The 25470-nt window shown below is 70.6% G+C and carries 26 protein-coding genes; 13 read left to right on the top strand and 13 right to left on the bottom strand.

All coding sequences use genetic code 11. The annotated features are described in order from the left end of the window. Positions 1-109 precede the first annotated feature (109 nt). Positions 110-316, top strand: a complete 207-nt coding sequence (locus tag ACFWP7_RS21905) for a hypothetical protein (RefSeq protein WP_384383291.1) — start codon at positions 110-112, stop codon at positions 314-316. 46 nt (positions 317-362) lie between these two features. Here the strand turns inward: ACFWP7_RS21905 and ACFWP7_RS21900 are convergent, their stop codons facing one another. Both ACFWP7_RS21900 and ACFWP7_RS21895 read right to left on the bottom strand, forming a co-directional pair. Continuing rightward, positions 363-755: a ribonuclease domain-containing protein gene (locus ACFWP7_RS21900; RefSeq protein WP_384383289.1), complete on the bottom strand. Its 393-nt coding sequence runs from the start codon at positions 753-755 to the stop codon at positions 363-365. 196 nt (positions 756-951) lie between these two features. Continuing rightward, a complete protein-coding gene (locus tag ACFWP7_RS21895) occupies positions 952-1578 on the bottom strand; it encodes a dihydrofolate reductase family protein (protein WP_384383287.1) in 627 nt (208 codons plus the stop codon). Positions 1579-1847: 269 nt separating this feature from the next. Here ACFWP7_RS21895 and ACFWP7_RS21890 point away from each other — a divergent pair, with 269 nt between their 5' ends. Beyond that, positions 1848-2597, top strand: coding sequence for a 3-oxoacyl-ACP reductase family protein (locus ACFWP7_RS21890; protein ID WP_384383285.1), 750 nt, complete (start codon positions 1848-1850; stop codon positions 2595-2597). A 122-nt stretch (positions 2598-2719) separates the two neighbouring features. On the opposite strand, the gene alc is transcribed toward ACFWP7_RS21890, so the two are convergent. Beyond that, positions 2720-3862 (bottom strand): allantoicase, encoded by a 1143-nt coding sequence (alc, locus tag ACFWP7_RS21885; protein WP_384383283.1) that lies wholly within the window; start codon positions 3860-3862, stop codon positions 2720-2722. A 53-nt stretch (positions 3863-3915) separates the two neighbouring features. Next, positions 3916-5256, bottom strand: coding sequence for an allantoinase AllB (allB, locus tag ACFWP7_RS21880; RefSeq protein WP_384383281.1), 1341 nt, complete (start codon positions 5254-5256; stop codon positions 3916-3918). A gap of 326 nt (positions 5257-5582) precedes the next feature. Here allB and ACFWP7_RS21875 point away from each other — a divergent pair, with 326 nt between their 5' ends. Beyond that, positions 5583-6386: an IclR family transcriptional regulator gene (locus ACFWP7_RS21875; protein WP_384383279.1), complete on the top strand. Its 804-nt coding sequence runs from the start codon at positions 5583-5585 to the stop codon at positions 6384-6386. A gap of 16 nt (positions 6387-6402) precedes the next feature. Here ACFWP7_RS21875 and ACFWP7_RS21870 read toward each other — a convergent pair whose 3' ends face one another. Further along, positions 6403-6900: a universal stress protein gene (locus tag ACFWP7_RS21870; protein WP_384383277.1), complete on the bottom strand. Its 498-nt coding sequence runs from the start codon at positions 6898-6900 to the stop codon at positions 6403-6405. Then, positions 6900-7067 carry a hypothetical protein gene (locus tag ACFWP7_RS21865; protein ID WP_384383275.1) on the bottom strand — a complete coding sequence of 56 codons (168 nt, stop codon included), beginning with the start codon at positions 7065-7067 and terminating at the stop codon, positions 6900-6902. Before ACFWP7_RS21865 ends, ACFWP7_RS21870 begins: the two co-directional genes overlap by 1 nt. A 105-nt stretch (positions 7068-7172) precedes the next feature. On the opposite strand from ACFWP7_RS21865, the gene ACFWP7_RS21860 reads away from it, so the two are divergent. Beyond that, entirely contained in the window at positions 7173-8648 is a 1476-nt protein-coding gene (locus ACFWP7_RS21860; protein WP_384383273.1) for a PLP-dependent aminotransferase family protein, read from the top strand. Positions 8649-9023: 375 nt separating this feature from the next. Here ACFWP7_RS21860 and ACFWP7_RS21855 read toward each other — a convergent pair whose 3' ends face one another. Further along, positions 9024-9311 (bottom strand): DUF5955 family protein, encoded by a 288-nt coding sequence (locus tag ACFWP7_RS21855; protein ID WP_384383272.1) that lies wholly within the window; start codon positions 9309-9311, stop codon positions 9024-9026. Between the two features lie 237 nt (positions 9312-9548). Here ACFWP7_RS21855 and ACFWP7_RS21850 point away from each other — a divergent pair, with 237 nt between their 5' ends. Next, positions 9549-10148: an NTP transferase domain-containing protein gene (locus ACFWP7_RS21850; RefSeq protein WP_384383270.1), complete on the top strand. Its 600-nt coding sequence runs from the start codon at positions 9549-9551 to the stop codon at positions 10146-10148. Between the two features lie 187 nt (positions 10149-10335). Next, positions 10336-11970 (top strand): malate synthase A, encoded by a 1635-nt coding sequence (gene aceB, locus ACFWP7_RS21845; protein WP_384383268.1) that lies wholly within the window; start codon positions 10336-10338, stop codon positions 11968-11970. 3 nt (positions 11971-11973) lie between these two features. On the opposite strand, the gene ACFWP7_RS21840 is transcribed toward aceB, so the two are convergent. The 5 genes from ACFWP7_RS21840 to ACFWP7_RS21820 form a co-directional block, all read right to left on the bottom strand. Further along, a complete protein-coding gene (locus ACFWP7_RS21840; RefSeq protein ID WP_384383395.1) occupies positions 11974-12276 on the bottom strand; it encodes a SelT/SelW/SelH family protein in 303 nt (100 codons plus the stop codon). 20 nt (positions 12277-12296) lie between these two features. Next, positions 12297-13232 carry a HipA family kinase gene (locus ACFWP7_RS21835; protein WP_384383266.1) on the bottom strand — a complete coding sequence of 312 codons (936 nt, stop codon included), beginning with the start codon at positions 13230-13232 and terminating at the stop codon, positions 12297-12299. A 103-nt stretch (positions 13233-13335) separates the two neighbouring features. Then, positions 13336-14838 carry an amidohydrolase gene (locus ACFWP7_RS21830; RefSeq protein ID WP_384383264.1) on the bottom strand — a complete coding sequence of 501 codons (1503 nt, stop codon included), beginning with the start codon at positions 14836-14838 and terminating at the stop codon, positions 13336-13338. Then, a complete protein-coding gene (locus ACFWP7_RS21825; protein ID WP_384383262.1) occupies positions 14835-15362 on the bottom strand; it encodes an FMN-binding negative transcriptional regulator in 528 nt (175 codons plus the stop codon). The genes ACFWP7_RS21830 and ACFWP7_RS21825 overlap by 4 nt, the downstream gene beginning before the upstream one ends. A gap of 479 nt (positions 15363-15841) precedes the next feature. After that, positions 15842-17383: an IucA/IucC family protein gene (locus tag ACFWP7_RS21820; RefSeq protein WP_384383392.1), complete on the bottom strand. Its 1542-nt coding sequence runs from the start codon at positions 17381-17383 to the stop codon at positions 15842-15844. 159 nt (positions 17384-17542) lie between these two features. Here ACFWP7_RS21820 and ACFWP7_RS21815 point away from each other — a divergent pair, with 159 nt between their 5' ends. From ACFWP7_RS21815 to ACFWP7_RS21805, 3 genes are all read left to right on the top strand, one after another. Next, on the top strand, positions 17543-19138 hold the full coding sequence (locus tag ACFWP7_RS21815) for an IucA/IucC family protein (RefSeq protein ID WP_384383260.1): 1596 nt from the start codon (positions 17543-17545) through the stop codon (positions 19136-19138). Between the two features lie 108 nt (positions 19139-19246). Next, complete coding sequence (locus tag ACFWP7_RS21810) at positions 19247-20512, top strand: VWA domain-containing protein (RefSeq protein ID WP_384383258.1); 1266 nt, start codon at positions 19247-19249, stop codon at positions 20510-20512. Next, positions 20512-21327 (top strand): hypothetical protein, encoded by an 816-nt coding sequence (locus tag ACFWP7_RS21805; protein ID WP_384383256.1) that lies wholly within the window; start codon positions 20512-20514, stop codon positions 21325-21327. The genes ACFWP7_RS21810 and ACFWP7_RS21805 overlap by 1 nt, the downstream gene beginning before the upstream one ends. A gap of 227 nt (positions 21328-21554) precedes the next feature. Here the strand turns inward: ACFWP7_RS21805 and ACFWP7_RS21800 are convergent, their stop codons facing one another. Then, positions 21555-22181: a winged helix-turn-helix transcriptional regulator gene (locus ACFWP7_RS21800; RefSeq protein WP_384383254.1), complete on the bottom strand. Its 627-nt coding sequence runs from the start codon at positions 22179-22181 to the stop codon at positions 21555-21557. Between the two features lie 85 nt (positions 22182-22266). On the opposite strand from ACFWP7_RS21800, the gene ACFWP7_RS21795 reads away from it, so the two are divergent. The 4 genes from ACFWP7_RS21795 to ACFWP7_RS21780 all read left to right on the top strand — a co-directional run bounded on the left by ACFWP7_RS21795 (position 22267) and on the right by ACFWP7_RS21780 (position 25394). Then, complete coding sequence (locus ACFWP7_RS21795) at positions 22267-23475, top strand: pyridoxal phosphate-dependent aminotransferase (RefSeq protein ID WP_384383252.1); 1209 nt, start codon at positions 22267-22269, stop codon at positions 23473-23475. Between the two features lie 109 nt (positions 23476-23584). Continuing rightward, positions 23585-24235 (top strand): histidine phosphatase family protein, encoded by a 651-nt coding sequence (locus ACFWP7_RS21790; RefSeq protein WP_384383250.1) that lies wholly within the window; start codon positions 23585-23587, stop codon positions 24233-24235. A 22-nt stretch (positions 24236-24257) separates the two neighbouring features. After that, a complete protein-coding gene (locus ACFWP7_RS21785; RefSeq protein ID WP_384383248.1) occupies positions 24258-24896 on the top strand; it encodes a hypothetical protein in 639 nt (212 codons plus the stop codon). A gap of 75 nt (positions 24897-24971) precedes the next feature. After that, positions 24972-25394, top strand: coding sequence for an acyl-CoA thioesterase (locus ACFWP7_RS21780; protein ID WP_384383246.1), 423 nt, complete (start codon positions 24972-24974; stop codon positions 25392-25394). Positions 25395-25470 lie beyond the last annotated feature (76 nt).

The raw sequence follows: 25470 nt of genomic DNA, 5'->3' as shown, positions 1-25470 counted from the left end.
CCTCTTCAGACTTTGGTACCGACCCGCACGCCGCGGTCTGCACCTAGGTCGGGCATGCCTCGCCCCGCGGCCGATGAATGGGGAGGTCCGCGGGGCGAGGATTTTCTTCATGAAGCAGTTTCTGGAGATTCTCGGCTTCCTCGCCCTGGTCCAGGGCGCTCTGGGCCTGTTGCACACGATCACCGGCTGGCCGCAGGGGTGGGGCCTCGTGCAGCGGTTCGGTGTTTTCGACGGCTACGAGATCTACGTGAGCGTAGCCCTGCTCGTACTGTCATTCGCGCTGTTCGCCGCGGCCGAGAGCCGAAAGCCCGGCTGAACACGGACCGGACTCCGGACGCACGACGGACCCGATCACCCTCGGTTCAGCAGCCGTAGTTGATCAGCCTGAACGTGACGTAGTGGTCCGCGGTGTAGTAGTCCTCGTTGGTCTTGTTGCCGGTGACGATGCGCCGGGCGCCACGCGTCGAGTCGCCGGGCGTGACGACCGTGTACTCGTGGTAGTAGCCGGTGGACTGCGCGGGCAGGACGCCTTCCCGGTTCTGGAAGACGATTCCGTCCTGGGAGTACGGGAAGGGTCCTCCCGAGTCGATCAGGCGGAGCGTGGTGTACGCCTGCGACGGCAGCGCGCCGTAGCAGACGCTGCCCACGGCGGTCGCCGCCGCGTTGGCCGGTACCGCGGCGGTGCCGCCGATGAGCAGGGCGGACATGAGGGCGACCACGGCGCCCGTGCGAGTGGTGCGTGGGGGGAATCTCATGGACCTAGGATGACGCGCGTAGACCATGGCATGTCAAGAACACGTCAAGCGTTTTCTTCCGCCAAGTCCGATGAATTTTCCGGGAGTTAACCCGCCGCCCGACGTCCCCACGGTTCTCCCGACCTCCGTCGAGAGGGTGGAGACGTCGGCGGCCCGCGCCTGGATCGATCACTGTCCCGGGGCAGTTGACCTGCGGCTAGGCGTTTTCCGGGAGTTCGAAGGAGCCGTATTCCGGGCGGCCCGCGAAGTCGTACGACTGGATGGAGACGCCCGTCGAGGTGACGCGTCCGCCGGTGCGCCGGAAGGCGGTCGGCACGGAGCCCTCCGGGAAGAGGCGAAGGCCGGCGCCCAGCACGACCGGGAAGGTCAGCAGGTGGACGGTGTCGACGAGGTCAAGGGCCAGCAGGGACTGCAGGAGGGCGCCGCTGCCATGCACCTGGATCTCACCTTCGGTGCGCTCCTTCAGGGCGGCGACCTCCTTGGCGAGGTCTCCGCCGATCACGGTCGTGCCGGTCCAGGCGGGGTCGGTCAGGGTCGACGAGGCGACGTATTTCGGCAGGGCGTTGAGCTTCGAGGCGACGGGGTCGGCCGGGTCGGTCACCTTCGGCCAGTACCCGGCGAAGATGTCGTACGTACGACGGCCGAGGAGGAACGCGTCGACGCCGCCGAAGACCTCGGTGACGAACCGGCCGAAGTCCTCGTCGCTGAACGGGACGGTCCAGCCGCCCTGCTCGAAACCGCCCCTGGGGTCCTCCTGGGGGCCGCCCGGCCCCTGGTAGACGCCGTCGAGGCTGACGAAGATCTGGGAGACGAGCTTGCCCATGACGGGTGCCTGCGCTTTCGGGTGGGGTCTGTTGTCATCAGTTCAGACCCCACCCGCACCCGAAACTCATCGCTTCGTCCGGCGTTCGTCGAGAACAATCCGCCCGTCGGTCCCTGCCTGTCGCCGACGATCTCCTCCTGAAGGGTTACAAAAGGGAAACGCGGGAGGCGGAGCGAAGCGTTCCGGCCATCCGCGGGGCCTGCTGCCGCAGCTAGCTCATCGTCCGTTTACCGCCAGCATCCGGGCAGCGCGGCCGGTGGAATGGACTCATGACTTCACGGGAGAACATGAGCGGCGCGGCGGCCCTGGTGACCGGCGGCAGCCGGGGGATCGGGGCCGCCACAGCCCTGCGGCTTGCCCAGGAGGGCGCCGATGTGGCCATCACCTATGTGCGGGACAAGGACGCCGCCGAGGACGTCGTACGGCGGATCGAGGCGCTCGGCAGACGTGGGCTGGCCCTGCGGGCGGACTCCGCGGAAGCGGCGGAGGCCGTCGAGTCGGTACGGAGGGCGGCCGAGGCGTTCGGACGGCTCGACGTGCTGGTCAACAACGTGGGCGTCGGGCTGCTCGGTCCACTGGACTCGCTGTCCCTCGCCGACATCGACCGGGTCCTCTCCGTCAACGTACGCGGGGTCTTCCTGGCCTCCCAGACGGCGGCGCTCCACCTCGGCCGTGGCGGGCGGATCATCACGATCGGTACGTGTATGACGCAACGTGTGCCCGGGCCGGGCGGCACGCTCTACGCGACGAGCAAGTCGGCCCTGGTCGGGCTCACGAAGGCGCTTGCCCGTGAGCTGGGCGAGCGGGGGATCACGGCCAATATCGTCCACCCCGGGCCCGTGGACACGGACATGAACCCGGCTGGTGGGCCGTACGGGCCTGGACAGGCGGCGATGACCGCGCTGGGGCGGTTCGGTTCGGCTGACGAGGTGGCGTCGATGGTCGCGTATCTCGCCGGGGGCGAGGCGGGATATGTCACGGGGGCGGAGTTCTCGGTGGACGGGGGGCATGCGGCGTAGGGGCGGGTTTTCTTCGCTCCCTTCGCCCCTACCCGTCCCGTAGCTGGGGGCTACCGCCCCCAGACCCCCGCTTCGGCCTGAGCCGCCTCGTCCTCAAACGCCGGACGGGCTGAAAGATCTCCTCAGCCGCCCAGTTCCTGATGGCGGGCCGTCAGTCGCGCCGTCCCCTCCTCCGTCAGCGAGCCGAACAGGCGCAGTCGTGAGATCCCGCCGTCGGGGAAGATGTCCACGCGCGCGTGGGTGCCCGCGGCGGGGGTGTCGAGGACGAAGCGGTGGTTGGTGTCGGGCTGGAGACGGGTACGGGGCAGGATCTCCGTCCAGTCACCGTCTCCCCCGCCGCCGTCGCCGTCCTTCACCGACACCGAGGCCCAGCCCGCGCTGTTGCCCTTCAGATACGCCGTGTCGATCTCGATCGCGCGGATCTCCGACCGGGCGACCAGCTGGTAGCGGATCCAGTCGTGGCCCTGGTCGCGGCGGCGACGGGTCTCCCAGCCGTCGTCCATCTTGCGGGAGCGGCCGGGCTGGATGGTGTTCGAGGCGGGGGAGTAGAAGAGGTTCGAGGCGTCCTCGGCGCGGCCGCCGTTCTCCAGGGCGACGACATCGAAGGTACCGAGCGCGGCGAGCCACTCGGGGTCCGGTACGACCTCGCCGTGGACGCGCAGGCGCGCGATGCCACCGTCGGGGTGCTGGTTGACGCGCAGGTGGGTGAAGCGCTGCTCCACCGACACCGCGAAGCCGTTGGCCGCGTGGCCGCCGACCGCCGTGCGCGGGACGAGCGTCGTCCACTTCACGTCGTCCGCCAACAACTCCTGCGGCGAGGGAGAGCCAGGAACGGAGGCGCCCTCGACCGACACCGCCTGCGGGTAGTTCCCGCGGAAGTGCGCCGTGTCGACGACGATGCCCCGTACGACGCCGGGCGCGCCCAGGCGCACGAGGGCCCAGTCGTGGTCCTCGGCTGTGGGCCACGGGTGCTCGGCCGAGGCACCGCGCCGGCGGCGGGTCTCCCAGCCGTCCATGATCTTGCCCTTGTGGCCGAAGTGCTCCGGGTCGAACTCGGCGTCCCCGGGCACGAGAAGGTTCTCGCGTTCGGCGAAGAACTCGTCGTTCGCGGCGACGACCCCGGCGCCGAGTTGCCGGTCGGCGAGGTTGGTGTACCGGGTGAAGGGGAAGTCGGCGGTGCGGTAGTCCGCGTACGGGTCGCCGCCTCCATAGGGGTTCGCGTCGCCGGTGAACCGGTCCGGAGAGGATTGCTGCTGCGCCGTCACGATGATCAGGTCTGCCTTTCGAAGGTCGGCCGCTGCGGGTGCGGGTGGTGCAACTAGGGTCGGCGACTCAGCAGGATCCCCGTCGGCTCGCCGAACTCCCCTGCGGACACGATGCGTTCGCCCCGCAGCCAGGTGGACTTGACGACCCCGCTGAGGGTCTTGCCGGCGTACGCCGTGACGCGGTTGCGGTGCTGGAGCGCGGCCGGGTCGACGGTGAAGGACTCGTCCGGTGCGAGGACCGCGAAGTCGGCGTCGTGGCCCGCCTCGATGGCGCCCTTGCGGTCACCGAGGCCGACGAGTTCCGCCGTGCGCGCGGACATCCAGCGCACCACGTCCTCCAGGCGGTACCCGCGCGCTCGGGCCTCCGTCCAGACCGCGGACAGGCTCAGCTGGAGCCCGGAGATGCCGCCCCAGGCGGTCGCGAAGTCGTCGGTCTTCAGGTCGGCCGTAGAGGGCGAGTGGTCGGTGACCACGCAGTCGATGGTGCCGTCGGCCAGGGCCTGCCACAGCAGGTCCTGGTTGGCGGCCTCACGGATGGGCGGGCAGCACTTGAACTCGCTGGCGCCGTCCGGGACTTCCTCCGCGGTGAGCGTGAGGTAGTGGGGACACGTCTCGACCGTGAGCCGTACGCCCTCCGCCTTCGCTGCGGCGATCAGCGGCAGCGCGTCGCTCGACGACAGGTGCAGCACGTGCACGCGCGCGTTGAGGCGCTTCGCCTGGGCGATGAGGTTCTCGATGGCGGTGTCCTCGGCGTCACGCGGGCGCGAGGCGAGGAAGTCGGTGTACCTCCCGCCGCCCTTCTGCGGGGCGGCGGCGAGGTGGTGCGGGTCCTCGGCGTGCACGATCAGGAGGCCGCCGAAGCCGGCGATCTCGGCCAGTGACCGGGCGAGTTGCTCCTGGTCGAGCTCCGGGAACTCCTCCACGCCCGACGGCGACAGGAACGCCTTGAAACCGAAGACGCCCGCGTCGTGCAACGGGCGCAGGTCCTTGACGTTGTCGGGCAGCGCGCCGCCCCAGAAACCGACGTCGATGTGCGCCTTGGAGCGGGCGACGTCCTTCTTCGTACGGAGGTTGTCGACCGTCGTCGTCGGCGGGAGGGAGTTGAGTGGCATGTCGATCAGGGTGGTGATGCCGCCGGCGGCCGCCGCACGCGTGGCCGTCCAGAAGCCCTCCCACTCCGTACGCCCCGGATCGTTGACGTGCACGTGGGTGTCGACGAGGCCGGGCAGCAGGACGTCGTCGCCGAAGTCCTCGATGCGGGCACCGGCCGGCACCTCCGCGTCATGCGCGAGTACGGCCGTGATCTTTCCCCCGGCGACCGCGACCGAGGCGGCGCGCGTACCTTCGGGAGTGATGACGCGCGTCGAGCGCAGCACCAGTTCGACGTCGGACACCCGGACCCCTCTCTCTGCCCTGTTGACTCCCGACGCGGCTGTTTACTTCCGCGTAACGAAATTCAACGTTCTGTTGAAGGAGTCTTCACTTCGACCCACGCGCCGTCAAGGGGACACTTCTCCACTCTGCTCCCCACTTGCCCACTCTGGACGTTTCCACAAAGTGGAATTACAATTCCGCCCAGCAGAACGTAGGTATGCACTAGAGGGGAGCCGGCCGGCTCCCCCGATAGGCTGCACCACTGCCCGCCTGTCGCCCGCCAGCGCCCCCTTCGAGGCCCTGCGGGCCGCTCCTCCTGATTCTGAGCCGTGAAAGGACCGCGCCCGTGCCGTCGTCCAGCGCCAGCACCACCGACGCCGCCAAGTCATCCTCGCCGAGCGGTGGTGTCCAGTCTCTCGAGCGCGCCTTCGATCTGCTCGAACGGATGGCGGACGCCGGGGGCGAGGTCGGCCTGAGTGAGCTCGCCGTGAGCAGCGGTCTGCCGCTGCCCACCATCCACCGCCTGATGCGCACACTGGTGTCCTGCGGTTACGTACGTCAGCAGCCCAACCGCCGGTACGCGCTGGGCCCCCGCCTGATCCGGCTCGGGGAATCGGCCGCCCGGCTCCTCGGCACCTGGGCCCGCCCCTACCTCGCCCGTCTGGTCGAGGAGACCGGCGAGACCGCGAACATGGCGCTGCTCGACGGCGACGAGATCGTCTACGTCGCCCAGGTGCCGTCCAAGCACTCGATGCGCATGTTCACCGAGGTGGGCCGCCGTGTGCTGCCGCACTCCACGGGCGTGGGCAAAGCACTGCTCGCACACACTCCCGCCGACGAGGTGCGCTCACTCCTTGCCCGGACCGGTATGCCCGCCGCGACGGAAAAGACGATCACCACGCCGGACGGTTTCCTGACCGCACTGGAAGAGGTGCGCAGGCTCGGCTACGCGATCGACGACAACGAGCAGGAGATCGGGGTCCGCTGCCTCGCCGTCCCGGTACCCAACTCCCCCACCGCCGCCGCCATTTCGATCTCCGGCCCGGCGGGCCGTGTCACCGAGGCGGCCACCGAGAAGATCGTGCCCGTGCTGCAGCAGGTCGCGGTGGAACTCTCCGCGGCGCTGGCGAGCTCGGGCCCGGCGGCCTGATCAGACCCTGGCTCGTTCAGGCCGGCATCTCGAAGTCCCCCGTCGTCGCGCGCCGCAGCGCTCGGCGCTCCCACCTCGGGAACGCGGGGGCGGGGGCCAACAGGACCGGGCAACGGGCCCGCGCCAGGACCCGTCGGCGGACGGCCGCCCGACGCGGGCCGGTGCGGGTGCCGAGGACGAGCAGGTCGCCCGGGTCCGCGGCCCATGCGCACAGGACGCGGTCCGGGCGGGCGCGGATCACTCGTCGGCGGACGGTGACCCCCTGGGGTGCACCGCCGAAGACCTCGTCGAAGGCCCGGTCCAGACGTGCTCGGGCCTCGCGTTCGCACTGGGCGGCCCAGGCGCTCTCGGGATTCCTGACGTAGAGGGCCTCACCCTCGGGCGGCTCCCAGGCCAGGACGGCGACAAGCGTACGGCCGCTCTCGCGGGCGGCGTGGGCGGCGACCCGGAGCGCGCCGAGACTCGCGAGCGAGCCGCTGACCCCGACGACGACGCGCCCTCCGCCGGCGGCCATCAGCGCCCGCCCCCTCGCCTCGGCGACCTGACGAGCAGCACCCGCGCCCACTCCCGCAGAGGCACACCTGGCATGCGCGCCTCCTGACGCCGTTGCAGCTCTCGCTCCAGGCGGTCGGTGACGTCGGCGGCCTCCTTCTCGTGGAGGCTGGTTTTCCCGGCTTTCATCTCACTGCTCCCCTTCCCAGGCCAATCAGACGAGCCGAATCCGTGTCTCCAGGAAGTCTGTAGGCTGATTGGCCTGCCCCACAGGGCCAATACGAGGGATTTGGCATGGTGAACGGACCGGTGGTCCACTCCGCGGACAGGACGCTGGGGAGCCGGCAGCTGGCGGGGCTGCTGTCCGCCGCACCCCACACCGACGGCCGTCCCGGCTATCGCGCGCTCGCGGACGGCGTACGGAAGCTGCTCCTCGACGGCCGGATCGCGCTGCACATCCGGCTGCCCGCCGAGCGGGAGCTGGCCTCGGCCCTGGGGATCAGCCGGGCCACGGTGACGGCGGCGTACGACCTCCTGCGCGAGAGCGGGTTCGCGCGCAGCCGTCGGGGTGCCGGTACCTGGACGGAGCTCCCCGAGGGGCACCGCCCGACCAACGTGGCGTCGTTCCCTGTCGACGACGGGGTGATCGACCTCGCCTTCGCGGCGCCCGGCGCGCCCGAGGTGGAGCTCGCGGAGGCGGTCGCCGCGGCGGGCACGATGCTGGCCCGTCACGCGTCGACGCCGGGCTATCACCCGTACGGAATCCCGGAGTTGAGGGCCACGGTCGCCGAGCGGTTCACCCGGCGCGGGCTGCCGACGCTGCCGGACCAGATCCTCATCACGGCCGGGGCGCAGCAAGCCCTGTCCCTGACGCTGGGTCTGCTCGGGCGGCCCGGCGACCGCGTGCTGGTGGAGAACCCCTCCTACCCGAACGCCCTCGATGCGATCCGCCGCGCCGGGCTGCGGACAACTCCCGTGCCGGTCACGGAGATGGGCTGGGACTCGGCTCTGATCGACTGCGCTCTGCGGCAGGCGGCGCCCCGGATCGCCTATCTGATCCCGGACTTCCACAATCCGACGGGGCGGCTGATGCCGTCCGAACAGCGCCTGGCCGTAATGGAGTCGGCGCGTGCGACCGGTACCTGGCTGCTGATCGACGAGACGATGTCGGAGATCGCGCTGGACGTTCCGTCGCCCGCGCCCTTCGCGTCACGTGCGCCGCGCGGGATGGCCGAACAGATCGTGACCGTGGGGTCGTTGAGCAAGACGCACTGGGGCGGGCTGCGGGTCGGCTGGGTGCGGGCGGGGTCCCGGCTGATCACGGAGCTGGCGACGGCGCGGGTGCCGACCGACATGGGCGGCCCGGTCCTCGACCAGTTGGTCGCGCTCGGTCTGCTGGCGCGCACCGACGACGTACTGCGCGAGCGGCTGCCACGGCTGCGGGCCCAGCGGGACGCCCTCGCCGAGTCATTGGGCCGTCATCTACCGGACTGGCGCTGGCAGTTGCCGCCCGGTGGGCTGACCCTGTGGATCGACCTGGGCCGTCCGATCGCCTCGGCGCTGGCCCGTGCGGCGCTGGCGCAGGGGGTACGCGTCGAGGGCGGCGCCCGCTTCGGCGCCGATCCCGGCACACACGAACAGCGCCTGCGCTTCCCGTACACACTGTCGCCGGACGTCCTCGATGACGCAGTACGCCGTGTGGCGACCGCCTTGGACAGCGGACTCGACGCGGCCGGTACGGACGCGGGGCGCCCACACTGGGTGGCGTGACCGCCACCGCGAGGGTTCACCCCCTCCACGGGGCCTACCCGTCCCGGCGCTTCGCCGGATCCGCCAGCCCTTGTCCGTCGCGGCGTTTCCCCGGACCCACCAGCCCCACCGTCACAGCGATTCCCAGGCTCACCGGACCCGCTGCCACAGCGATTCCCGGGCCGACCAGACCGACCGCCAAGGCCATCCTTAGGCCCACCAGACCCGCTGTCACAGCGATTCCCAGGCCGACCAGACCCACCGTCAAGGCCATCCCCGGATCCACCGGACCCACCGTCACGGCCGCCCCGCAAGCCCACCGGATCCCTACCCGTAACGACGGTCCCCCGAGCCCACCAGGCCCACCCTCACGGCCGCCCCGCGGGCCCACCCGACCTACCGCCCCGGCGGTTCCCCGAACAGTTCCACCGCGCTGCGGACATCGGCGAGGCTGGTGGCCAGTGCACTGACCGAACCGATCGAGCCGGCGACCAGCAGCAAAGAGCGGCGTAGGCGCGGGACTTCGGGGATGCCGCTGATGGTCATCGCGGCGAGGGCCGCGAGTTCGTCCTCCGCGATGCCCCGGTCGGGGAACTCGGCGGGATGTGCGGCGAGTTGACGGCGCAGCCGAGCGACGGCGGTACGCAGTTCCGCCACTCTCGGGTCCTCGTCGCTGCCGGTCACTGGCCTCTGCCCCAAGCTCCGCAACACAGCTCTCCCCCCTCGCACGTCTTTGTGCGCAAGTCCTTCGTACGTCCGTCGGACACCCCATGGCGGTGGTCGGGCGCCGAGGGACGCGGGCCAGTAAACGCCACCCGGCGCGGTGGGCGCCACTCCCCTGACCGAAATTCAGCCCTCGGAATTCGTGCGGTCCGCCGGGGTCCCGGAGCGCGTCCCGGCCGGGTCCGGTATGCAGGGGACATGACGGTGAACAAAGACCAGGTGGCCGGACTGCTGCTGGCAGCCGGCGGCGGCCGGCGCCTCGGGGGGCGGCCCAAGGCGCTCCTGACCCACCGGGGGCGACCCCTTGTCGAACACGCGGCCGCGGTGTTGCGCGCGGGCGGCTGCACGCGCATCCACGTGGTCCTGGGGGCCGGGGCCGACGCCGTACGGAAGCAGGCGTCGCTGCCCGGCTGCGTGCTCGTCGACAACCCGGAGTGGGAGGAGGGCATGGGTTCCTCGCTGCGCGCGGGGCTCGACTCGCTGGCGGGCACGGGAGCGCGGGCCGCACTGGTGTCGCTCGTCGACCAGCCCGGTATCGGCCCCGAGGCGGTGGGCCGGGTCCTTGCCGCGTATCAGGGCGAATCGTCGCTGGTTTCGGCCGCCTATGCGGGGGTGCGCGGTCACCCCGTTCTCTTCGGCGCCGCCCACTGGGCGGGTATCGCCGCGACTGCCGCCGGGGATCGCGGGGCACGTGCCTACCTGAAGGAGTACGCGGAGGCGATCACTCTCGTCGAGTGCGGAGACGTCGCACAGCCGTACGACATCGACACGGCGGAAGACCTGGTCCACCTTGAGTAAACGGGGTGGCACTGAGCGCCAGCTTCCCTCGACTCAGAGAATCTCGACATCAAGAAACCATTGAACTTCCACCATGAGAAAACTAGTATCCACTGTTCAGAAGCGCCCGGCGGCTCCGCAGGCGCTCACAGCCGTACTCAGATTGACTGGCACCCGGTGCCACGCTCGCTGAAGGAAGTGACAGCTCATGTCCGCACCAGCGCCGTCCTCGCTGGCCATCGTCGACGCCGAGCCCCTGCCCCGGCAGGAAGAGGTTCTCACCGACGCGGCCCTCGCCTTCGTGGCCGAGCTGCACCGGCTGTTCACGCCCCGGCGTGACGAGCTCCTCGTCCACCGTGCGGAGCGCCGCGCCGAGATCGCCCGCACCTCCACGCTCGACTTCCTCCCGGAGACGGCCGCGATCCGCGCGGACGACTCCTGGAGGGTGGCCCCCTCCCCGGCGGCCCTGAACGACCGCCGCGTCGAGATCACCGGCCCCACCGACCGCAAGATGACCATCAACGCCCTCAATTCCGGCGCAAAGATCTGGCTCGCGGACTTCGAGGACGCTTCGGCGCCCACCTGGGAGAACGTGGTCCTCGGTCAGGTCAACCTGGCCGACGCGTACACCGGGAACATCGACTTCACGGACGAGCGCACCGGCAAGTCGTACGCGCTCAAGGCGGCCGACGAACTCGCGACCGTCGTCATGCGGCCGCGCGGCTGGCACCTGAACGAGCGCCACCTCGTCGACGCCGACGGCACGCCCGTCCCCGGCGCGCTCGTCGACTTCGGCCTGTACTTCTTCCACAACGCGCAGCGCCTGCTCGACCTCGGCAAGGGCCCGTACTTCTACCTCCCGAAGACGGAGTCGTACCTGGAGGCGCGCCTGTGGAACGAGGTCTTCGTCTTCGCACAGGACTACGTCGGCATCCCGCAGGGCACCGTCCGCGCGACCGTCCTGATCGAGACGATCACCGCCGCGTACGAGATGGACGAGATCCTCTACGAACTCCGCGACCACGCCTCCGGGTTGAACGCCGGCCGCTGGGACTACCTCTTCTCCATCGTCAAGAACTTCCGTGACGGCGGCGAGAAGTTCGTGCTGCCGGATCGCAACGCGGTGACGATGACAGCCCCGTTCATGCGCGCGTACACCGAACTCCTCGTCCGCACCTGCCACAAGCGCGGCGCCCACGCGCTCGGCGGCATGGCGGCGTTCATCCCCTCGCGCCGCGACGAAGAGGTCAACAAGGTCGCCTTCGAGAAGGTCAAGGCCGACAAGGACCGTGAGGCGAACGACGGTTTCGACGGCTCATGGGTGGCCCACCCGGACCTCGTCCCGATCGCCATGGCCTCCTTCGACGCGGTCCTCGGCGACCGGCCCCACCAGAAGGACCGGCTGCGCGAGGACGTCTCGGTGGCGGCCGGTGACCTGATCGCCGTCGACTCCCTCGACGCCAAGCCGACGTACGACGGCCTGGTCAACGCCGTCCAGGTCGGCATCCGCTACATCGAGGCCTGGCTGCGCGGGCTCGGCGCGGTCGCCATCTTCAACCTCATGGAGGACGCGGCCACCGCCGAGATCTCGCGCTCACAGATCTGGCAGTGGATCAACGCGGGGGTCGTGTTCGAGCACGATGGCAAGGCCCTGACCGCGACGCCCGAGCTGGCGCGCAGGATCGCCGCCGAGGAACTCGCCGCCATCCGCGCCGAGATCGGCGACGAGGCCTTCGCCGCGGGCAACTGGCAGCAGGCGCACGACCTGTTGCTGAAGGTCGCCCTCGACGAGGACTACGCGGACTTCCTCACGCTGCCCGCGTACGAGCAACTGGTCGGCTGACGCTCACTTCTCCGAGTGGCCCAGGGACTTCTCCGGGGCCACTCGGTCGCGTACGAGGCGCTTGACGGCCGTCGGCTCGGGGAAGCCCTGCTCACGGCGGTCCCAGACGATCTCGTCGTCGACACGTACGACGAAGACACCGCCGGTGCCGGGCTTGAGGGCGAGTTCCGTCAACTCGGTCTCGAAGGTGGTGAGGAGTTCCTGGGCGAGCCAGGCCGCACGGGGTAGCCAGCGGCACTGAGTGCAGTACTCGATCTGGACGCGGTGAAGGGTGTCCGAGGGCTCCGTGTCCGTGACGTCCGCCATGTTCTCCGTCTTCTCCGTGGTCATCCGAGGTGTACCGACCAATCTTGTTCCGCTGCCGGTTTGCCGTGCAGGTCAGGGACCTGCTTGAGCCAGTTCGGCCGCCCTCGCCGGGTTTTTGCCGCGCGGTCCGCGTCCTCCGCGGCGAGTTGTTCCCCCTTGGGGAAGCCGGTGGGAAGCCACTGCGCGGAGGCCCGCACACGGGCGACGAGATAACGGACGTACGCCTCACGCGCCTCGTCGGGGGTCGCGAAACCGGGCTCGTCCGCGAGCCACGCGTCGGGGATCTCGGCCGTGATCCCACGCAGCAGCTCCTCGGTCACGAGGGGGGCGAGTGCAGCGTCCGCCGCGCGGGTGTCCGGGGTGTGGCCGCCGAGGGCGTGGCGTCTGAAGTCGTACGACTTCTCCGGCGCCGAGGTGTCCCAGCGGTGGTGGAAGACGAGGGCGGCGCCGTGGTCGATGAGCCACAGGCGCGCGGGCGCGAAACCGAGCGTGGGCCAGATCATCAGGTTCGAACTGTGCACCGTGCGGTCGACGTTGACCGTGAGGGCGTCCAGCCAGATGACCTTGCCCGCCTCCAGCGGGTCGACGGCGAACGTCTCGGCGATCTCCGGGGTGAAGTCCTTTGCGCCCGACAGATAGTCCATACCGAGGTTGAGCCCGGCGCTGGCGCGCAGCAGGTCCTGGACCTCCTGGTGGGGCTCGTGCGCGGCGACCGCCGGATCGAAGTGCACCAGGACCAGCTCGGGGAACCGCAGCCCGAGGGCGCGCGCGAGCTCACCGACGATCACCTCGGCGACCAAGGCCTTCGTGCCCTGCGCGGAACCCGTGAACTTCACGACATACGTCCCCAGGTCATCCGCCTCGACGACTCCGGGCACGGAACCACCGGAGTGCAGGGGCGCGACGTAGCGGGTCGCGGTGACCTCTCGCAGCGTCCGCGAGGATTCGACCGGCATGCACGTCCCCTGTCCTCCGAGCGGCCCGTCAGTGGCGGTGTGCCCTTTGCTTCCGGCCTCCGGCATGAAGTCAGCATAGTGACCGAGGGTGACCGCCGACATGTCAGAGCGAGGGGCCGTGGGTCCAGGCACCGGCGAGCATGGTGGCGTGCACCGGCATCTCGCGCAGTGTCCGGGCGTCCGCGGTGAGCGGGTCGGCGTCGGTGACCACCAGGTCCGCCCGGTCGCCGACCCGGATCAGCCGCCGCCCCTGGGACGAAGTCGCGAGGGCGGCCGCCACCGGAATCCGCTGCTCCGGGTGCCACGCGGGGCGCTCGTCGCCGGTCCGGGTCACCGCGGACGCCATGGTCAGCCAGGGGTCGAGGGGCGCGACGGGGGCGTCGGAGCCCAGCTCCAGGACGGCCCCGGCCTCAAGCAGGTCGGCGAAGGCGTAGGCCCGGTGGGTCCGGCCCGCCCAGTGCCGGTCGGCGACATCCCGGTCGTCGACCGCGTGGGTGGGCTGGACGCTCGCGATGACGCCCAGTTCGGCGAAGCGCGGGATGTCCTTGGCGGCGAGTAGCTGGCCGTGCTCGATCCGGCCGCGGCAGCGCACCGCCTCGAAGGCGTCGAGGGCCATCTCATTGGCGCGGTCCCCGATCGCGTGTACGGCGGGTTCGATCCCGTGGGAGGAGGCGCGACGCAGCAGGGACACCAGTTCCTGCGGGGACAGTTGCTCCAGTCCGTGGGAGCCGGGAGCGCCGGGGATCGCGCCCGGGTACGCCTCGTGGCACAGCGCGGTGCGGGTGTTGAGCGAGCCGTCGGTGAACAGCTTGAACGGTCCGACCTCCAGCAGCCCGCCGGGGGTGTCCAGGGGCCGGCCGGTGCGGAGCTCGCGGCTGATCGCCGCGTCCAGGTGCGGGGGCCAGATGGAGGCCGCCACCCGGAGCGGCACCGCGGCGCCGTTCATTCGGCGGGTCCAGTCCGTGATGTTGTCGGCGAACTCGAAGTCGATGATGCCGGTGATCCCCCGCGCGGCGGCGGCCACACAGGCGTCCTGGACCCATTGGTCGGTCAACTCCGCCGAAGCGGTGGCGAGTTCGGCCATGGCCTGCATGCACTCGTTCTCCAGCAGCAGGCCGGTGGCGTGGTCACCGCGGTCCAGCAGGGCGAGGCCGGCCGAGTTGAGCCAGGCGCAGTGCAGATCCATGCTGATCAGCAGGGCGGGGCGGTCCGGAACAAGGGCGTCGAGGAGGTCCTTGTGCGGCACGTCCGGCCACAGTCCGTCGCGGAAGCCGTGGCCGATCACCGGCTCACCGGGCGGCAGGACGGCGGCTCGCTCGCCGGCCGCGTCGGCGGCCTCCCGCGCCGAACCGGCGCCGGACACATCGAGCCGACGGCGCAGGCCCGCCCACTGGACCATGTGTACGTGCGAGTCCCACAGGCCCGGCAGCAGGGTGCGGCCGTCGAGATCGATGCTCCGCCCGTCGGCGCGCGGTGATTCGCCCGCCGGAAAGACGGCCGCCACGAGACCGGACTCGATACGGACATCGCTCAGCGGTCCGCCCGCACCGAGGTGGACGCGGCACAGGGTGATCGGCTCGGCGCTGGCGGTGTTCGTGCTGGTCACGGCTTCCTCCGGGTGTCGCGCATGGCGCGGGCGAGTTCGGGACCGGCGTACGGCCAGTCGGAATCGAGGGCGTCGGCAAGGCGCAGCACGATGTCCTCGGACTCGTCCTGGCTGAGCTTCGCCTTGGCCGTCACCTTGGTGGCGGACAACCGGAATCCGGTGGCGGCGGCGATCCGGTGGGCGTAGGTCTCCACCCGGGCCAGCCGCCACGGCTCCGGAAAATGGTCCTCGAAGTGGTCGACGGTGGCAGACAGTACGTCGTAGGTGTCCGCCGGGTCGAGGACTTCGGGACGGCCGTGGACGTGCAGGACCGTGAAGTTCCACGTCGGAACGTGCGGTGTCTCCTCGTACCAGCGCGGCGAGATGTAGCCGTGCGGCCCCTGGAGCACGACGACGACCTCGTGGGAGCCGAGTTCGTGCTCCTCCGCGTCGGTTCTGGCGAGGTGGCCGAGGAAGGGGTGGGCCCGCGTGAGATCACGAATCCATCCGAGGTCGTCGACCCGGAAGATCTCGTGCTGGAGCATGCGCTGTGTTTCCGTTCTCGTTGGTGCTCGTCGGTGCTCGGTGGTGCTCGGTGTGGCACGGCTCGTCGGTGCTCGGCGAAGTGGCACGCCACCTGTTGTGGTCCGAGCGTCGGCTTCGTGGCCGGAACAGGCCATTGATCCGCTGATCCGCTGATCCGGGTGGGCGGGGAGGCGCGGGGCGATAGTTGACGGTGTCTCGTTCGCCATTCTCGACGATCCGCCCCGTATACCTGACGGCGACCTCGTCGGAAACGTGCCGGACCACGGTCAGGTCATGCGCGACGAGGACGTAGCCGAGTCCGAAGCTCCTTGCGGCTCCTTGAGGAGGGTTGACCGCCTGCGCCCGCGCGGACACGTGGAGTGCCGACACCGGTTCCTCGCGGACGAGGATCTTCGGGCGGAGGGTGCGGCCGTCGCAGGCCGTCAGCATGGGCTGAAACCGGCCACGCTGAAACGGTCGGTCACCCGGGGCGTCGAGACTATTCACCGGCCGGTGTATTCGCGAGTGGATTCGACAGCGGCACATAGCGGGCGTCCGCCCCGTCCGCGCCCGTCCATCGCAGCAGGAGGTTCGTCTTGCCGGGGAGGGTGGGCGAGGAGAGCAGGTCCGCGATCTCGGGAAGGTCGTGCCGGGCCAGCTCGGTCCGTACGGCGGGCCACGGATCCCAACCCGGGTGGTCCTCCTCCAGCCGGGCGGCGACCTCGGTGATGTTGTTGACGACCAGGCAGTAGACCAGCCGCTCCCACCCGGCGGCCCGGTCCACATCCGCCAGGAGCTTCACCCCCTCCGCGTCCCGGAAGATTGCCTGCACGGGCATGCCGCCCGCGTCCACCGCCACCACCGTGTTCTGCAGGTGTGCCTCGACCACCACGCCGTGACGCGCGAACACCTCCAGCGCCGGGGGCACGACCTGGCGCAGATACGCCGCCCACCAGGCGGCGGGGTCGGTGAGCCGGTCGAGGGGGCTGCCGTCGAAGCCTTCGACCAGGGCGGCCGCGAGGAGCGGGGTCGCACCGGGGACGACATGGGCGCGCAGTCCGTCGCGGACCATGACGGCGAGTTCCTCGAAGGCGAAGTCGGCGGTGCGGTAGCCGCGGTCGCTCAGCCACGCCGCGGGGCCGGGGAGGGCCGCGAACGCCGTCGCGGTCGCCTCGTCCGTGCGGCGCAGTTTCAGCAGGTCGTGGCGCCACAGCCGGCGGATGTCGTTGGTGATGCGCACATCGAGGCTGAACTTGAGGAAGAGGTCGGCGTCGGGGGCGGGGGCGTACAAGGTGCGGATCGCGGCGGTGGGCCAGAGCGGGTGCGCGGTGCGGCCAAGGCGGACGAGCCGGCCGTCCGCGAAGGCGTCCCGGATCGCCGGGCGGGCGGCGACCAGGTCGAGCTGCCAGGGGTGGGCGGGGAGCATCCGGTAGCCGGGCGGCGGGACACCGAGGCTGTCGAGCGCTGTCGTGTCGCCCTCCTCGACGGCCGCGTCCTCGCGTACCGCGAGCAGTTCCAGCGGGAAACGGGCGTACGCCTCGGGTGCGTACGGCAGCCAGCCGGTGACCGGGCCGCCGCCGCGGGCCTTGGGGGCCGGATGGTGCGGATGCCCGGTGATCAGGGACTGCTCGGAGCGCATATACGGGTCCGAGGGTGGCGTGGCACCGGCGCGCGCGGTGAGGATCGCGGCGACCGCGTCCCGGCTGTCGGTCATCTCGGTGGGCAGTTCGGAGTTGGCCAGACCGGTGTAGGCGCGCAGTTCCTCCGCGGTGAGTTTGATCAGCTCGGTGTGGGTGAGCCGGTGCCAGGTGTCGTCGGCGTACACCTCGGGGCGGGTGGGTCGGCGCGTGCCGCGGACCCTGATCAGGCGGCCACTGGCACGGAGGCGGTATGTGCCGGGGGCCCCGGCGGGCTCTCCCACCTCCCGCAGCAGACAATTGAGCAACGGCGCCGCGGCATACTCGTCGGCGGCTTCTTCTCTGTCGTCCGTGCGGTCCCCGGGAAGGCCGTCGTTCAGGTCGTTTCCGGGCGGGGGGAGCATGGGGGGCATGGGGGCCACGCGATCCATTCGTTCCATACGTTCCATACGGTGCTCTGGTGATCATTATGTGTGTCGACGTCGGGCGTCGGCGACCGCGGCGACAGACCCTCGTCGCGAGCGATCACTCGACGAACGTCCCCGTACGCAAGGAGCTCCACCGTGCACCGTCCCCCCACACCCGAGGCCGAGGTCACGCTCGCGGAGGAACTGAGTGTTGTCCGGCCCAGCTTGTCGGCCTCGTACGCGGCTGCGCTGCCCGGCGCGCGGGCGGCCGTACTGACCCGGCTGTGGCGTGCGCTGGCGTACGAGCCGATGCCCTGGGTCGCGCGCCGCGAGGCGGGGCGTGACGGTCTCACCTTGCGGCTGGCCGACGGCCGCCGGCTGCACGGCCCGCGCGCTGATCCGTACGCCACCGCCGCGTACGTCACCGAGGTACGGCTCGACGGCACCTGGCACGACCGTCCGGACCGGCTCCTGACAGCCCTCGCCGTCCCGCACGCCGCCTCCTTCGCCGCTGAACTCGGCAACAGCGTCGCCTCGTTGGCCCTGTCCCGCGCAGGTCAGCCTGCCGCCGACCAGGGGCCGGTCGCAGGCTGGGAGTGGGAGCAGCGGGTCGTCGACGGGCACCCCTACCACCCCAACTGCCGTTCGCGGCCCGGTTTCTCGGTGGCCGAGCAGCTGGCGTACGGGCCGGAGCACCGGCCGCTGGTGGAGCTGGGACTGGTGGCCTCGGACGACTGTCTCGTGACGGGAGAGTGGCCGAAGTGGCTGCGGGACGGGGAGCGGGTGCTGATTCCGGTCCACCCCTGGCAGACGGCGCATGTGCTGGGCGGTCCGGGCCAGGAGAAGACGGGCGCGGCGGGGGACTCGGGCGAGGGGAGCTTCGGCGAAGGCGGGTTCAGCAAGGGGGGCTCCGGCGAAGACGGCTTGCGTCAAGAGGGTTTCGTCGCGCACCCGTTGATGTCCCTGCGCACCCTCGCCCTGCCGGACGGGCCGCATGTGAAGACGGCGCTGAGCGCCCGGCTGACCTCCTCCGTGCGGGACATCTCGGTGTACTCGATCGAGACGGCCGCGACGGTCTCGGCGTTCATGGAGGCGATGGCGGAACGTCCGGACGTGCCGCTGCACATCACCCGGACCCTGGGCGCCGCCACCGCCAACAGCCCTGATCTCGCGGCGGTGTTGAGGGAGTCCCCGGACATGTACGCGAACTCCGGTGAGCGGGTCGTCCCGGTGGCCGCCCTCGCCACCACCGGGTTGCCCCAATCTCCGGCCTGGATGGCCGAGTTCACCCACCTCGCCCTCACCGCCGGTCTGCGCCTGCTCGACCTGGGCGTGGCCCTGGAGGCGCACGGCCAGAACCTCCTCGTGGTCCTCTCCCCCACGGGCACCCCTCTCCGGCTCGTCTATCGCGACCTGGCCGACATCAGGATCAGCCCGGCCCGCCTGGCCCGCCACGGCATCCCGGTGCCGGACCTCGCGGGCCGTATCGTCACCGACGACGTGACCACCCTGCGCCGTAAGCTCTTCGGCGCCCTCGTCGGCGGCACACTGGGCGCGACGGCGGGATCGACGGCCGCTCTGCGCGAGGCGCTGGAGACGGTCGTACCCGATCTGCCGGACTCCCCGGACCTCGCGGCCTTCCGGAACGAGCCGCTCCCCACCAAGGCGCTGACCTTGATGCGGCTGTCTCCGGAGACGCCCGGGGACACCTGGGCACAGCTACCCAACCCGCTCCTCAACTCCTCTTTGTGAAAACCTCGTTGTGAATCTCGTTGTCAATCTCGTTGTGAATCTCGTTGTGAGGTCTCGTTGTGAGGTCTCGTTTTGAAGCACGACACCTTTGGTCAATAGGATCCGCCGATGATCACAAGACAACGGCTGGCGACAGGGCTTTGCGCTCTGCTCGCCGCCCTGACGGCCGGAATCGCCTACCCGGCCGGCGCGGTCGCCGACGAAACGGCGGAGCAGGCCGCTCCCAAGGTCGACCTCGTACTGGACGTCAGCGGTTCGATGCGGGCCACGGACATCGACGGCAAGTCACGTATGGCCGCGGCGAAGCAGGCCTTCAACGAGGTGCTCGACGCAACGCCCGAGGAAGTCCAGCTCGGGATACGCACACTCGGCGCCAACTACCCCGGCGACGACCAGAAGACGGGATGCAAGGACACCGCACAGCTCTACCCGGTCGGCCCGCTGGACCGGACCGAGGCGAAGACCGCCGTCGCCACCCTCGTCCCCACCGGCTGGACCCCGATCGGACCCGCGCTGCTCAAGGCCGCCGACGACCTCGACGGCGGCAACGGTTCCAAGCGCATCGTCCTCATCAGTGACGGCGAGGACACCTGCGCCCCGCTCGACCCCTGCGAGGTGGCCCGGGAGATCGCGGCCAAGGGCATCGGTCTCACCATCGACACGCTCGGACTGGTGCCGAACACCAAGATGCGCGAGCAGTTGAGCTGCATCGCCGAGGCCACCGGCGGCACATACACGTCGGTGGAACACACCGACGAACTCACCGACAAGGTCAACCAGTTGGTGGACCGCGCCGCCGATCCGGTGGTCGTGCCGCAGGCGGTCGAGGGCGCCGAGTCGTGCGCCAAGGCGCCCACGATCGAGTCGGGGCTCTTCACCGACCGTGAGGAGTTCGCGCAGCACCGCTGGTACCGCGTCGACGTCGAGCCGGGCCAGGAGCTGCGCGCCTCGGTGAGCGTCGCCGCGGACCGCGACGTCAGCCCGGACTACGGGGTGTTGCTGCGGGCCGTCACCCTGAGCGGACGGGAGATCGTCCGTGGTGAGGCGGCCGGCAGCGGCCGAACCGATGTCATCTCGACGGGGCTGCGCTATCCGAAGGCCGAGAGCGACGACGAGAACGCCACCGCCGAGACGGTGTGTATCCAGGTCGCCAACTCCTTCTCGGCCGCCGGGGGCGTGAAGACCACACCCGGACTGCCACTGGAGCTGACGGTCGATGTCGTCGACGCGCCGGACCAGGCCTCCGACGTGGCCTCGTTCGGCCTCGGGCGCGGCTGGTGGCTGCTCGGCGCCCTCGTGCTCACCGGCTTCCTCGCCGGGGTGCTGTGGGGCTGGATCTCGCGCCTGCGGGTCGCCGTATGGAGGACCAACTGATGCGTATCCGACGAGTGTTGACCACCACCCTGTTCCTCCTCGGGGTGGCCGCGGCCCCCGCCGTCGCCGACTCCTCGCCCTCGGCGAGCCCCTCGGACGACAGCGCAGGACCCACCCAGGCCGGTACGTCGTTCCGTACGGCGACCGAGATCGAGCAGGGTCAGCAGGCCACCGCGAGCGGGTCCACGAGCGACTTCCTGTACTGGTCGTTCCCCGCGGACGCCGGTCAGCGGCCCACCGTGAAGGCGACGGTGCGGCTGCCGGCGGCCTCGACACGGACCGCTGCGCAGACCTGGCAGCTCGATGTGTACGACGGGTTGCGGCGCCGTCAGGCGTGCCAGTACGGGGCGCAGACGCGGACGGCCGCGCAGGACGCGGCGTCCGTGGAGCTGTCCTGCACTCTGCGCAACGTCCGTGCCTGGTCGGAGACTTGGGCCGATGACCCGTTGCCGGGCACGTACTACATCCGGCTGACCGCGACCGGTCTGCAGGCCTCCGATCTGGGCCTGCCGCTGAGCGCCGAGGTCCAGGTGGACTCCAAGGAGATCGGCGGCGCGGCGGCGGTGGACGGGGCGCTCGCGCAGCCGCTGATTCCTGGGGTTGCGACGACCGGGGACACCTCGGACGACTCCGAGGAGTCGACCACGGCCACGCTGTCGTCTCTGGAACCCGATGACGGGTGGGCCTCCGGGTGGTGGTCCGACCGGTGGGTGTGGACCGCGTTCGGTGGCGTGCTCGCCGCCCTGGCAGGCATCGGCGGATACGCACTGACCCGCGGGTCGGGGCGACCGTCGCGGGTGCCGCGCGGCGTCTGACCTGTAGTGGGGCGGGGGAGTCTTTTTCGCCCCCTCCGCCCCTACCCGTCCCCTGTTCCTGGGGCTCCGCCCCAGAGCCCGCTCCTCGAACGCCGGAGGGGCTAAAGATCTTTAGCCCCTCGGGTGTTCGAGGACGAGGCCGTCCAGGCCGAAAGCGGGGGTCTGGGGGCGGCAGCCCCCAGAAATGGGACGGGAAGGGGCGGCGGGGGCGAAAGAACATCCTCTCGTCACCCCTCCCGCAGCCCCTTCGCCAACGTCCCCTCCCCCACCACCCCGACCCGCCCCTCGCGCACGGCGTCCAGCAAGGTCAAGTCCCCCCGGCTCACGGCCTCGCACGTCGCCGTGTCGAGGCGCAGCCGGACGTCAGGCTCCTCCCGGGCGGGCCCGTCCCCGTACACGGGCCCCTCCTCGGCTCCCAGCCACACATGGAACTCCCCCTCGTCCAGGCGGACTTCCACCAGCCCCTCGCCCTCCAGCCCCCGCAACAGCGGCAACGCGAACCAATGCGCCCGTACGGCATCGGTGGGCCGACGCTCGCCGAGTTCGGCGGCGCCCCAGTCCCCGAGTGCCTGCAGCACCGGAAGCAACTCCCGTCCGCGCGAGGTGAGTTCGTAGACGTACGCCGCGCCGGGCGGTGGAAGTCGCCGCCGGGTGGTCAGCCCGTCGCGCTCCATGTCCTTGAGCCGCGACGCGAGGACGTCCGTGCTCACGCCGGGCAGGTCCGCGTGCAGGTCCGTGTAGCGGCGCGGCCCGCCGAGGAGTTCGCGGACGATCAGGAGGGTCCAGCGGTCACCGACGGCGTCGAGCGCCCGGGCAGCGGAACAGTACTGGTCGTAGCTTCGGCGAGGTGACATGCGACGCAGTCTAGACATGTTGTTGGACTTTCCAAGTGCCTGCTTGGTAAAACCAAGCATCACAACGAACCGGAGGGCACAGCGCATGGAGTTCCGGCAGTCGAGCAAACTCAGCGAGGTCTGTTACGAGATCCGGGGCCCGGTGATCGAGCACGCCAACGCGCTGGAGGAGGCGGGCCACAGCGTGCTGCGCCTCAACACCGGCAACCCCGCGCTCTTCGGTTTCGAGGCGCCGGACGAGATCCTCCAGGACATGATCCGGATGCTCCCGCAGGCACACGGTTACACGGACTCGCGGGGCATCCTCTCCGCCCGCCGCGCGGTGGCCCAGCGCTACCAGGACCGCGGCCTGGAGGTCGGCGTCGACGACGTCTTCCTCGGCAACGGTGTCTCCGAGCTGGTGTCGATGGCCGTACAGGCACTGCTCGAGGACGGCGACGAAGTCCTCATCCCCGCCCCGGACTTCCCCCTCTGGACGGCGGTGACCACGCTCGCCGGAGGCAAGGCCGTGCACTACCTCTGCGACGAACAGTCCGACTGGTATCCGGACCTGGCCGACATGGCCGCGAAGATCACCGACCGGACCCGCGCCGTGGTCATCATCAACCCCAACAACCCGACGGGCGCGGTCTATCCCAAGGAAATCATCGAGGGCATCCTCGACCTCGCCCGCCGCCACGGCCTGATGGTCTTCGCCGACGAGATCTACGACCAGATCCTGTACGACGACGCCGTCCACCACACCGCCGCCGCACTCGCCCCCGACCTGGTCGTTCTCACCTTCTGCGGCCTGTCGAAGACCTACCGCGTCGCCGGGTTCCGCTCCGGCTGGCTGGTCGTCACGGGCCCCAAGCAGCACGCGCGCAGCTATCTGGAGGGCCTGACGATGCTCGCCTCCATGCGGCTGTGCGCCAACGCGCCTGCTCAGTACGCCATTCAGGCCGCGCTCGGCGGCCGCCAGTCCATCCACGAACTCACCGCCCCCGGTGGCCGCCTGCACGAACAGCGCAACCGCGCCTGGGAGAAGCTCAACGAGATCCCCGGCGTCTCGTGCGTGAAACCGAAGGGCGCCCTGTACGCCTTCCCGCGCATCGATCCCAAGGTCCACAAGATCCACGACGACGAGAGGTTCGTCCTGGACCTCCTCCTCCGCGAGAAGATCCAGGTCGTCCAGGGCACCGGCTTCAACTGGCCCCGCCCCGACCACTTCCGCATCCTCACCCTCCCCTACGCCGACGACCTCGACGCGGCGATCAGCCGGATCGGGCGGTTCCTGAGCGGGTACCGGCAGTAGCGGGTACCCGCCGTAGGGCCGACCGGCGCAGCCGGTGCTGCGAGCGCCGCCGGCCGGTGTCACCGTACGAAGGACAGTTGCGTGCGAAGGGACAGAAAGGGTTTCGGCCATGGGTGACCTTCTCCTCGTACGGCACGGTGAGACCGAGTGGTCGTTGTCCGGGCGGCACACGGGGTCGACCGATGTCCCGCTCACCGAGAACGGGCGGGAGCAGGCGCGCAGGCTCGCTCCGCTGATCGCCCGCCACCACATCGCGGCGGCGTTCGTCAGCCCGATGCAGCGGGCGCAGGAGACGGCACGACTGGCCGGGATCGGCGGGGCACGGGTGGACGCGGACCTGTCCGAGTGGGACTACGGCGGGTACGAGGGGGTCACGACCGTCGAGATCCACCGGAGCAGACCCGACTGGTTCCTGTTCACGGACGGGGTCACGCCCGGACCGCCCGAGCACCCCGGAGAGAGTCCGGAGGAGGTCGGGGCGCGCGCGGAGCGGATGCTGGCAAAGATCGACGCGGCGCTCGCCGAGGCGGAGGGCACTGTGGTGGTCGTGTCGCACGGGCACTTCCTGCGGGTGCTGACCGCGCGGCGGCTGGGGCTGCCCGCCGCGGACGGCGCGCTGTTCCAGCTCGGCACCGGGACGATGAGCCGGTTGAGCACGGAGCACCGGCGGCATGTGGTGGCCGGCTGGAATGTCAGACCCGGCTCGTACTGTTCTCATGAGCCGCTCTCCCCGTCGGGACGGGGGCCCGAGGAGCACTGACCGGCCCTGGAGGGAGCGCGCCGTGACACGACCGCCGACCGCCGCACAGCGGCGTGTCATCGACGCCGCCGACCCCGAGACCGGGCGGCTGAGGGGTACGGAGACGCAGCTCGCCGCACTGGTGAAGCGCGGGCTCGCCTTCCGGCATCCAAGGCCGCCGCGCGATCACTTCCTGACGCCTGCCGGGCACCGCATACGTGAGGCTCCCGAGCCCGAACCGGCCATGGTCACCGAGACGCCCACGTCCACCGGCTCGGGGGTGTTCGCCGCGCGGATCGGCGGCGAGCAGGCGGCCGACACCGGGCCCGCCCGCGTACGTGAGGTGCACAGCGCCTGGCAGGGGCTGCTGGAGTTGCGCCGGATGACCAATCCGGACGGATCCACGGACCGTCCGTGCGGGTGGGAGCGGACGCATCTGGTGCAGGCCGCGGCGCTCGCCCTGGAGGCGGCGGGCCACCGACCCGGCGACGCGGACACCGCGAGCGCCGGCTATCGGGTGCGCGCGACACCGCAGCCGGAGGCGGTTGCCGTGCGCGAGCCGGACCCCGGGGCGTTGCGTGCCTGCGCGGCCACGCTGGAGAAGGCGGGGTGGCAGGTCGGCGAGCACACGGAGCCGCGCACCGGTGTGCGGTATGTGCTGGCTTCGCCCCGGCGTGTGTGACGAAGGTGGAATGGCTTGCTGTAGAAGGGAGTTGGACCGATTGGATCAGACCTGACCGTCGTTGAAGGGGAAGTCGTGGCAGAGCAGTTCTCCGTCCCAGTGACCGTCCGCGGATACGAGACCGACGTACAGGGACACCTCAACCAGAGCGTCTACCTGCAGTACGCCGAACACGCCCGCTGGTCGATACTGCACGCGGCCGGGATCAGCCAGACGGAACTGATGGGCAAGGGCGTGGGCCCGGTGGTCCTGGAGACGAACATCCGCTATCTGCGGGAGCTGCGCGCGGGCGACGAGGTCGAGGTGACGTGCGGCTTCGTCTGGGGCGAAGGGAAGACCTTCCGGCTGGAGCAGACGATACGCAGGACGGACGGCACGGTGTCCGCCGAACTCACCAGCGTCGGCGGGCTGCTGGACCTCAAGGAGCGCAGGCTGGTCGCGGACCCGCGGGAGTACTTCCGGGCGCTGACAACCGACCCGGAGAGGTTCGGCCTCTGACCCGCCCGGCCTTGCCTGACGGCCATCGCATCTGCGCGGTCACTTGCCCTCAAAGCCGTCGCTCCGGCGTCACGGC

It is taken from the genome of Streptomyces sp. NPDC058470, from assembly GCF_042721055.1.
GTDB lineage: Bacteria > Actinomycetota > Actinomycetes > Streptomycetales > Streptomycetaceae > Streptomyces.
Note: the sequence above shows the minus strand (reverse complement) of the source record. Positions and strands in the feature narration are given on the sequence as shown.

What these genes read in the sequence shown, in the direction of transcription:
- ACFWP7_RS21805 (WP_384383256.1), top strand. Translation starts at nt 20,512, where the DNA reads ATGCGTATCCGACGAGTGTTGACCACCACCCTGTTCCTCCTCGGGGTG.
- ACFWP7_RS21835 (WP_384383266.1), bottom strand. Translation starts at nt 13,232, where the DNA reads ATGCCGGTCGAATCCTCGCGGACGCTGCGAGAGGTCACCGCGACCCGC.
- ACFWP7_RS21895 (WP_384383287.1), bottom strand. Translation starts at nt 1,578, where the DNA reads ATGGGCAAGCTCGTCTCCCAGATCTTCGTCAGCCTCGACGGCGTCTAC.
- ACFWP7_RS21890 (WP_384383285.1), top strand. Translation starts at nt 1,848, where the DNA reads ATGACTTCACGGGAGAACATGAGCGGCGCGGCGGCCCTGGTGACCGGC.
- ACFWP7_RS21800 (WP_384383254.1), bottom strand. Translation starts at nt 22,181, where the DNA reads ATGTCACCTCGCCGAAGCTACGACCAGTACTGTTCCGCTGCCCGGGCG.
- ACFWP7_RS21840 (WP_384383395.1), bottom strand. Translation starts at nt 12,276, where the DNA reads ATGGCGGACGTCACGGACACGGAGCCCTCGGACACCCTTCACCGCGTC.
- ACFWP7_RS21820 (WP_384383392.1), bottom strand. Translation starts at nt 17,383, where the DNA reads ATGCTCCCCCCGCCCGGAAACGACCTGAACGACGGCCTTCCCGGGGAC.
- ACFWP7_RS21850 (WP_384383270.1), top strand. Translation starts at nt 9,549, where the DNA reads ATGACGGTGAACAAAGACCAGGTGGCCGGACTGCTGCTGGCAGCCGGC.
- ACFWP7_RS21865 (WP_384383275.1), bottom strand. Translation starts at nt 7,067, where the DNA reads ATGAAAGCCGGGAAAACCAGCCTCCACGAGAAGGAGGCCGCCGACGTC.
- aceB (WP_384383268.1), top strand. Translation starts at nt 10,336, where the DNA reads ATGTCCGCACCAGCGCCGTCCTCGCTGGCCATCGTCGACGCCGAGCCC.
- ACFWP7_RS21860 (WP_384383273.1), top strand. Translation starts at nt 7,173, where the DNA reads ATGGTGAACGGACCGGTGGTCCACTCCGCGGACAGGACGCTGGGGAGC.
- ACFWP7_RS21870 (WP_384383277.1), bottom strand. Translation starts at nt 6,900, where the DNA reads ATGGCCGCCGGCGGAGGGCGCGTCGTCGTCGGGGTCAGCGGCTCGCTC.
- ACFWP7_RS21825 (WP_384383262.1), bottom strand. Translation starts at nt 15,362, where the DNA reads ATGCTCCAGCACGAGATCTTCCGGGTCGACGACCTCGGATGGATTCGT.
- ACFWP7_RS21905 (WP_384383291.1), top strand. Translation starts at nt 110, where the DNA reads ATGAAGCAGTTTCTGGAGATTCTCGGCTTCCTCGCCCTGGTCCAGGGC.
- ACFWP7_RS21790 (WP_384383250.1), top strand. Translation starts at nt 23,585, where the DNA reads ATGGGTGACCTTCTCCTCGTACGGCACGGTGAGACCGAGTGGTCGTTG.
- ACFWP7_RS21795 (WP_384383252.1), top strand. Translation starts at nt 22,267, where the DNA reads ATGGAGTTCCGGCAGTCGAGCAAACTCAGCGAGGTCTGTTACGAGATC.
- ACFWP7_RS21810 (WP_384383258.1), top strand. Translation starts at nt 19,247, where the DNA reads ATGATCACAAGACAACGGCTGGCGACAGGGCTTTGCGCTCTGCTCGCC.
- ACFWP7_RS21900 (WP_384383289.1), bottom strand. Translation starts at nt 755, where the DNA reads ATGAGATTCCCCCCACGCACCACTCGCACGGGCGCCGTGGTCGCCCTC.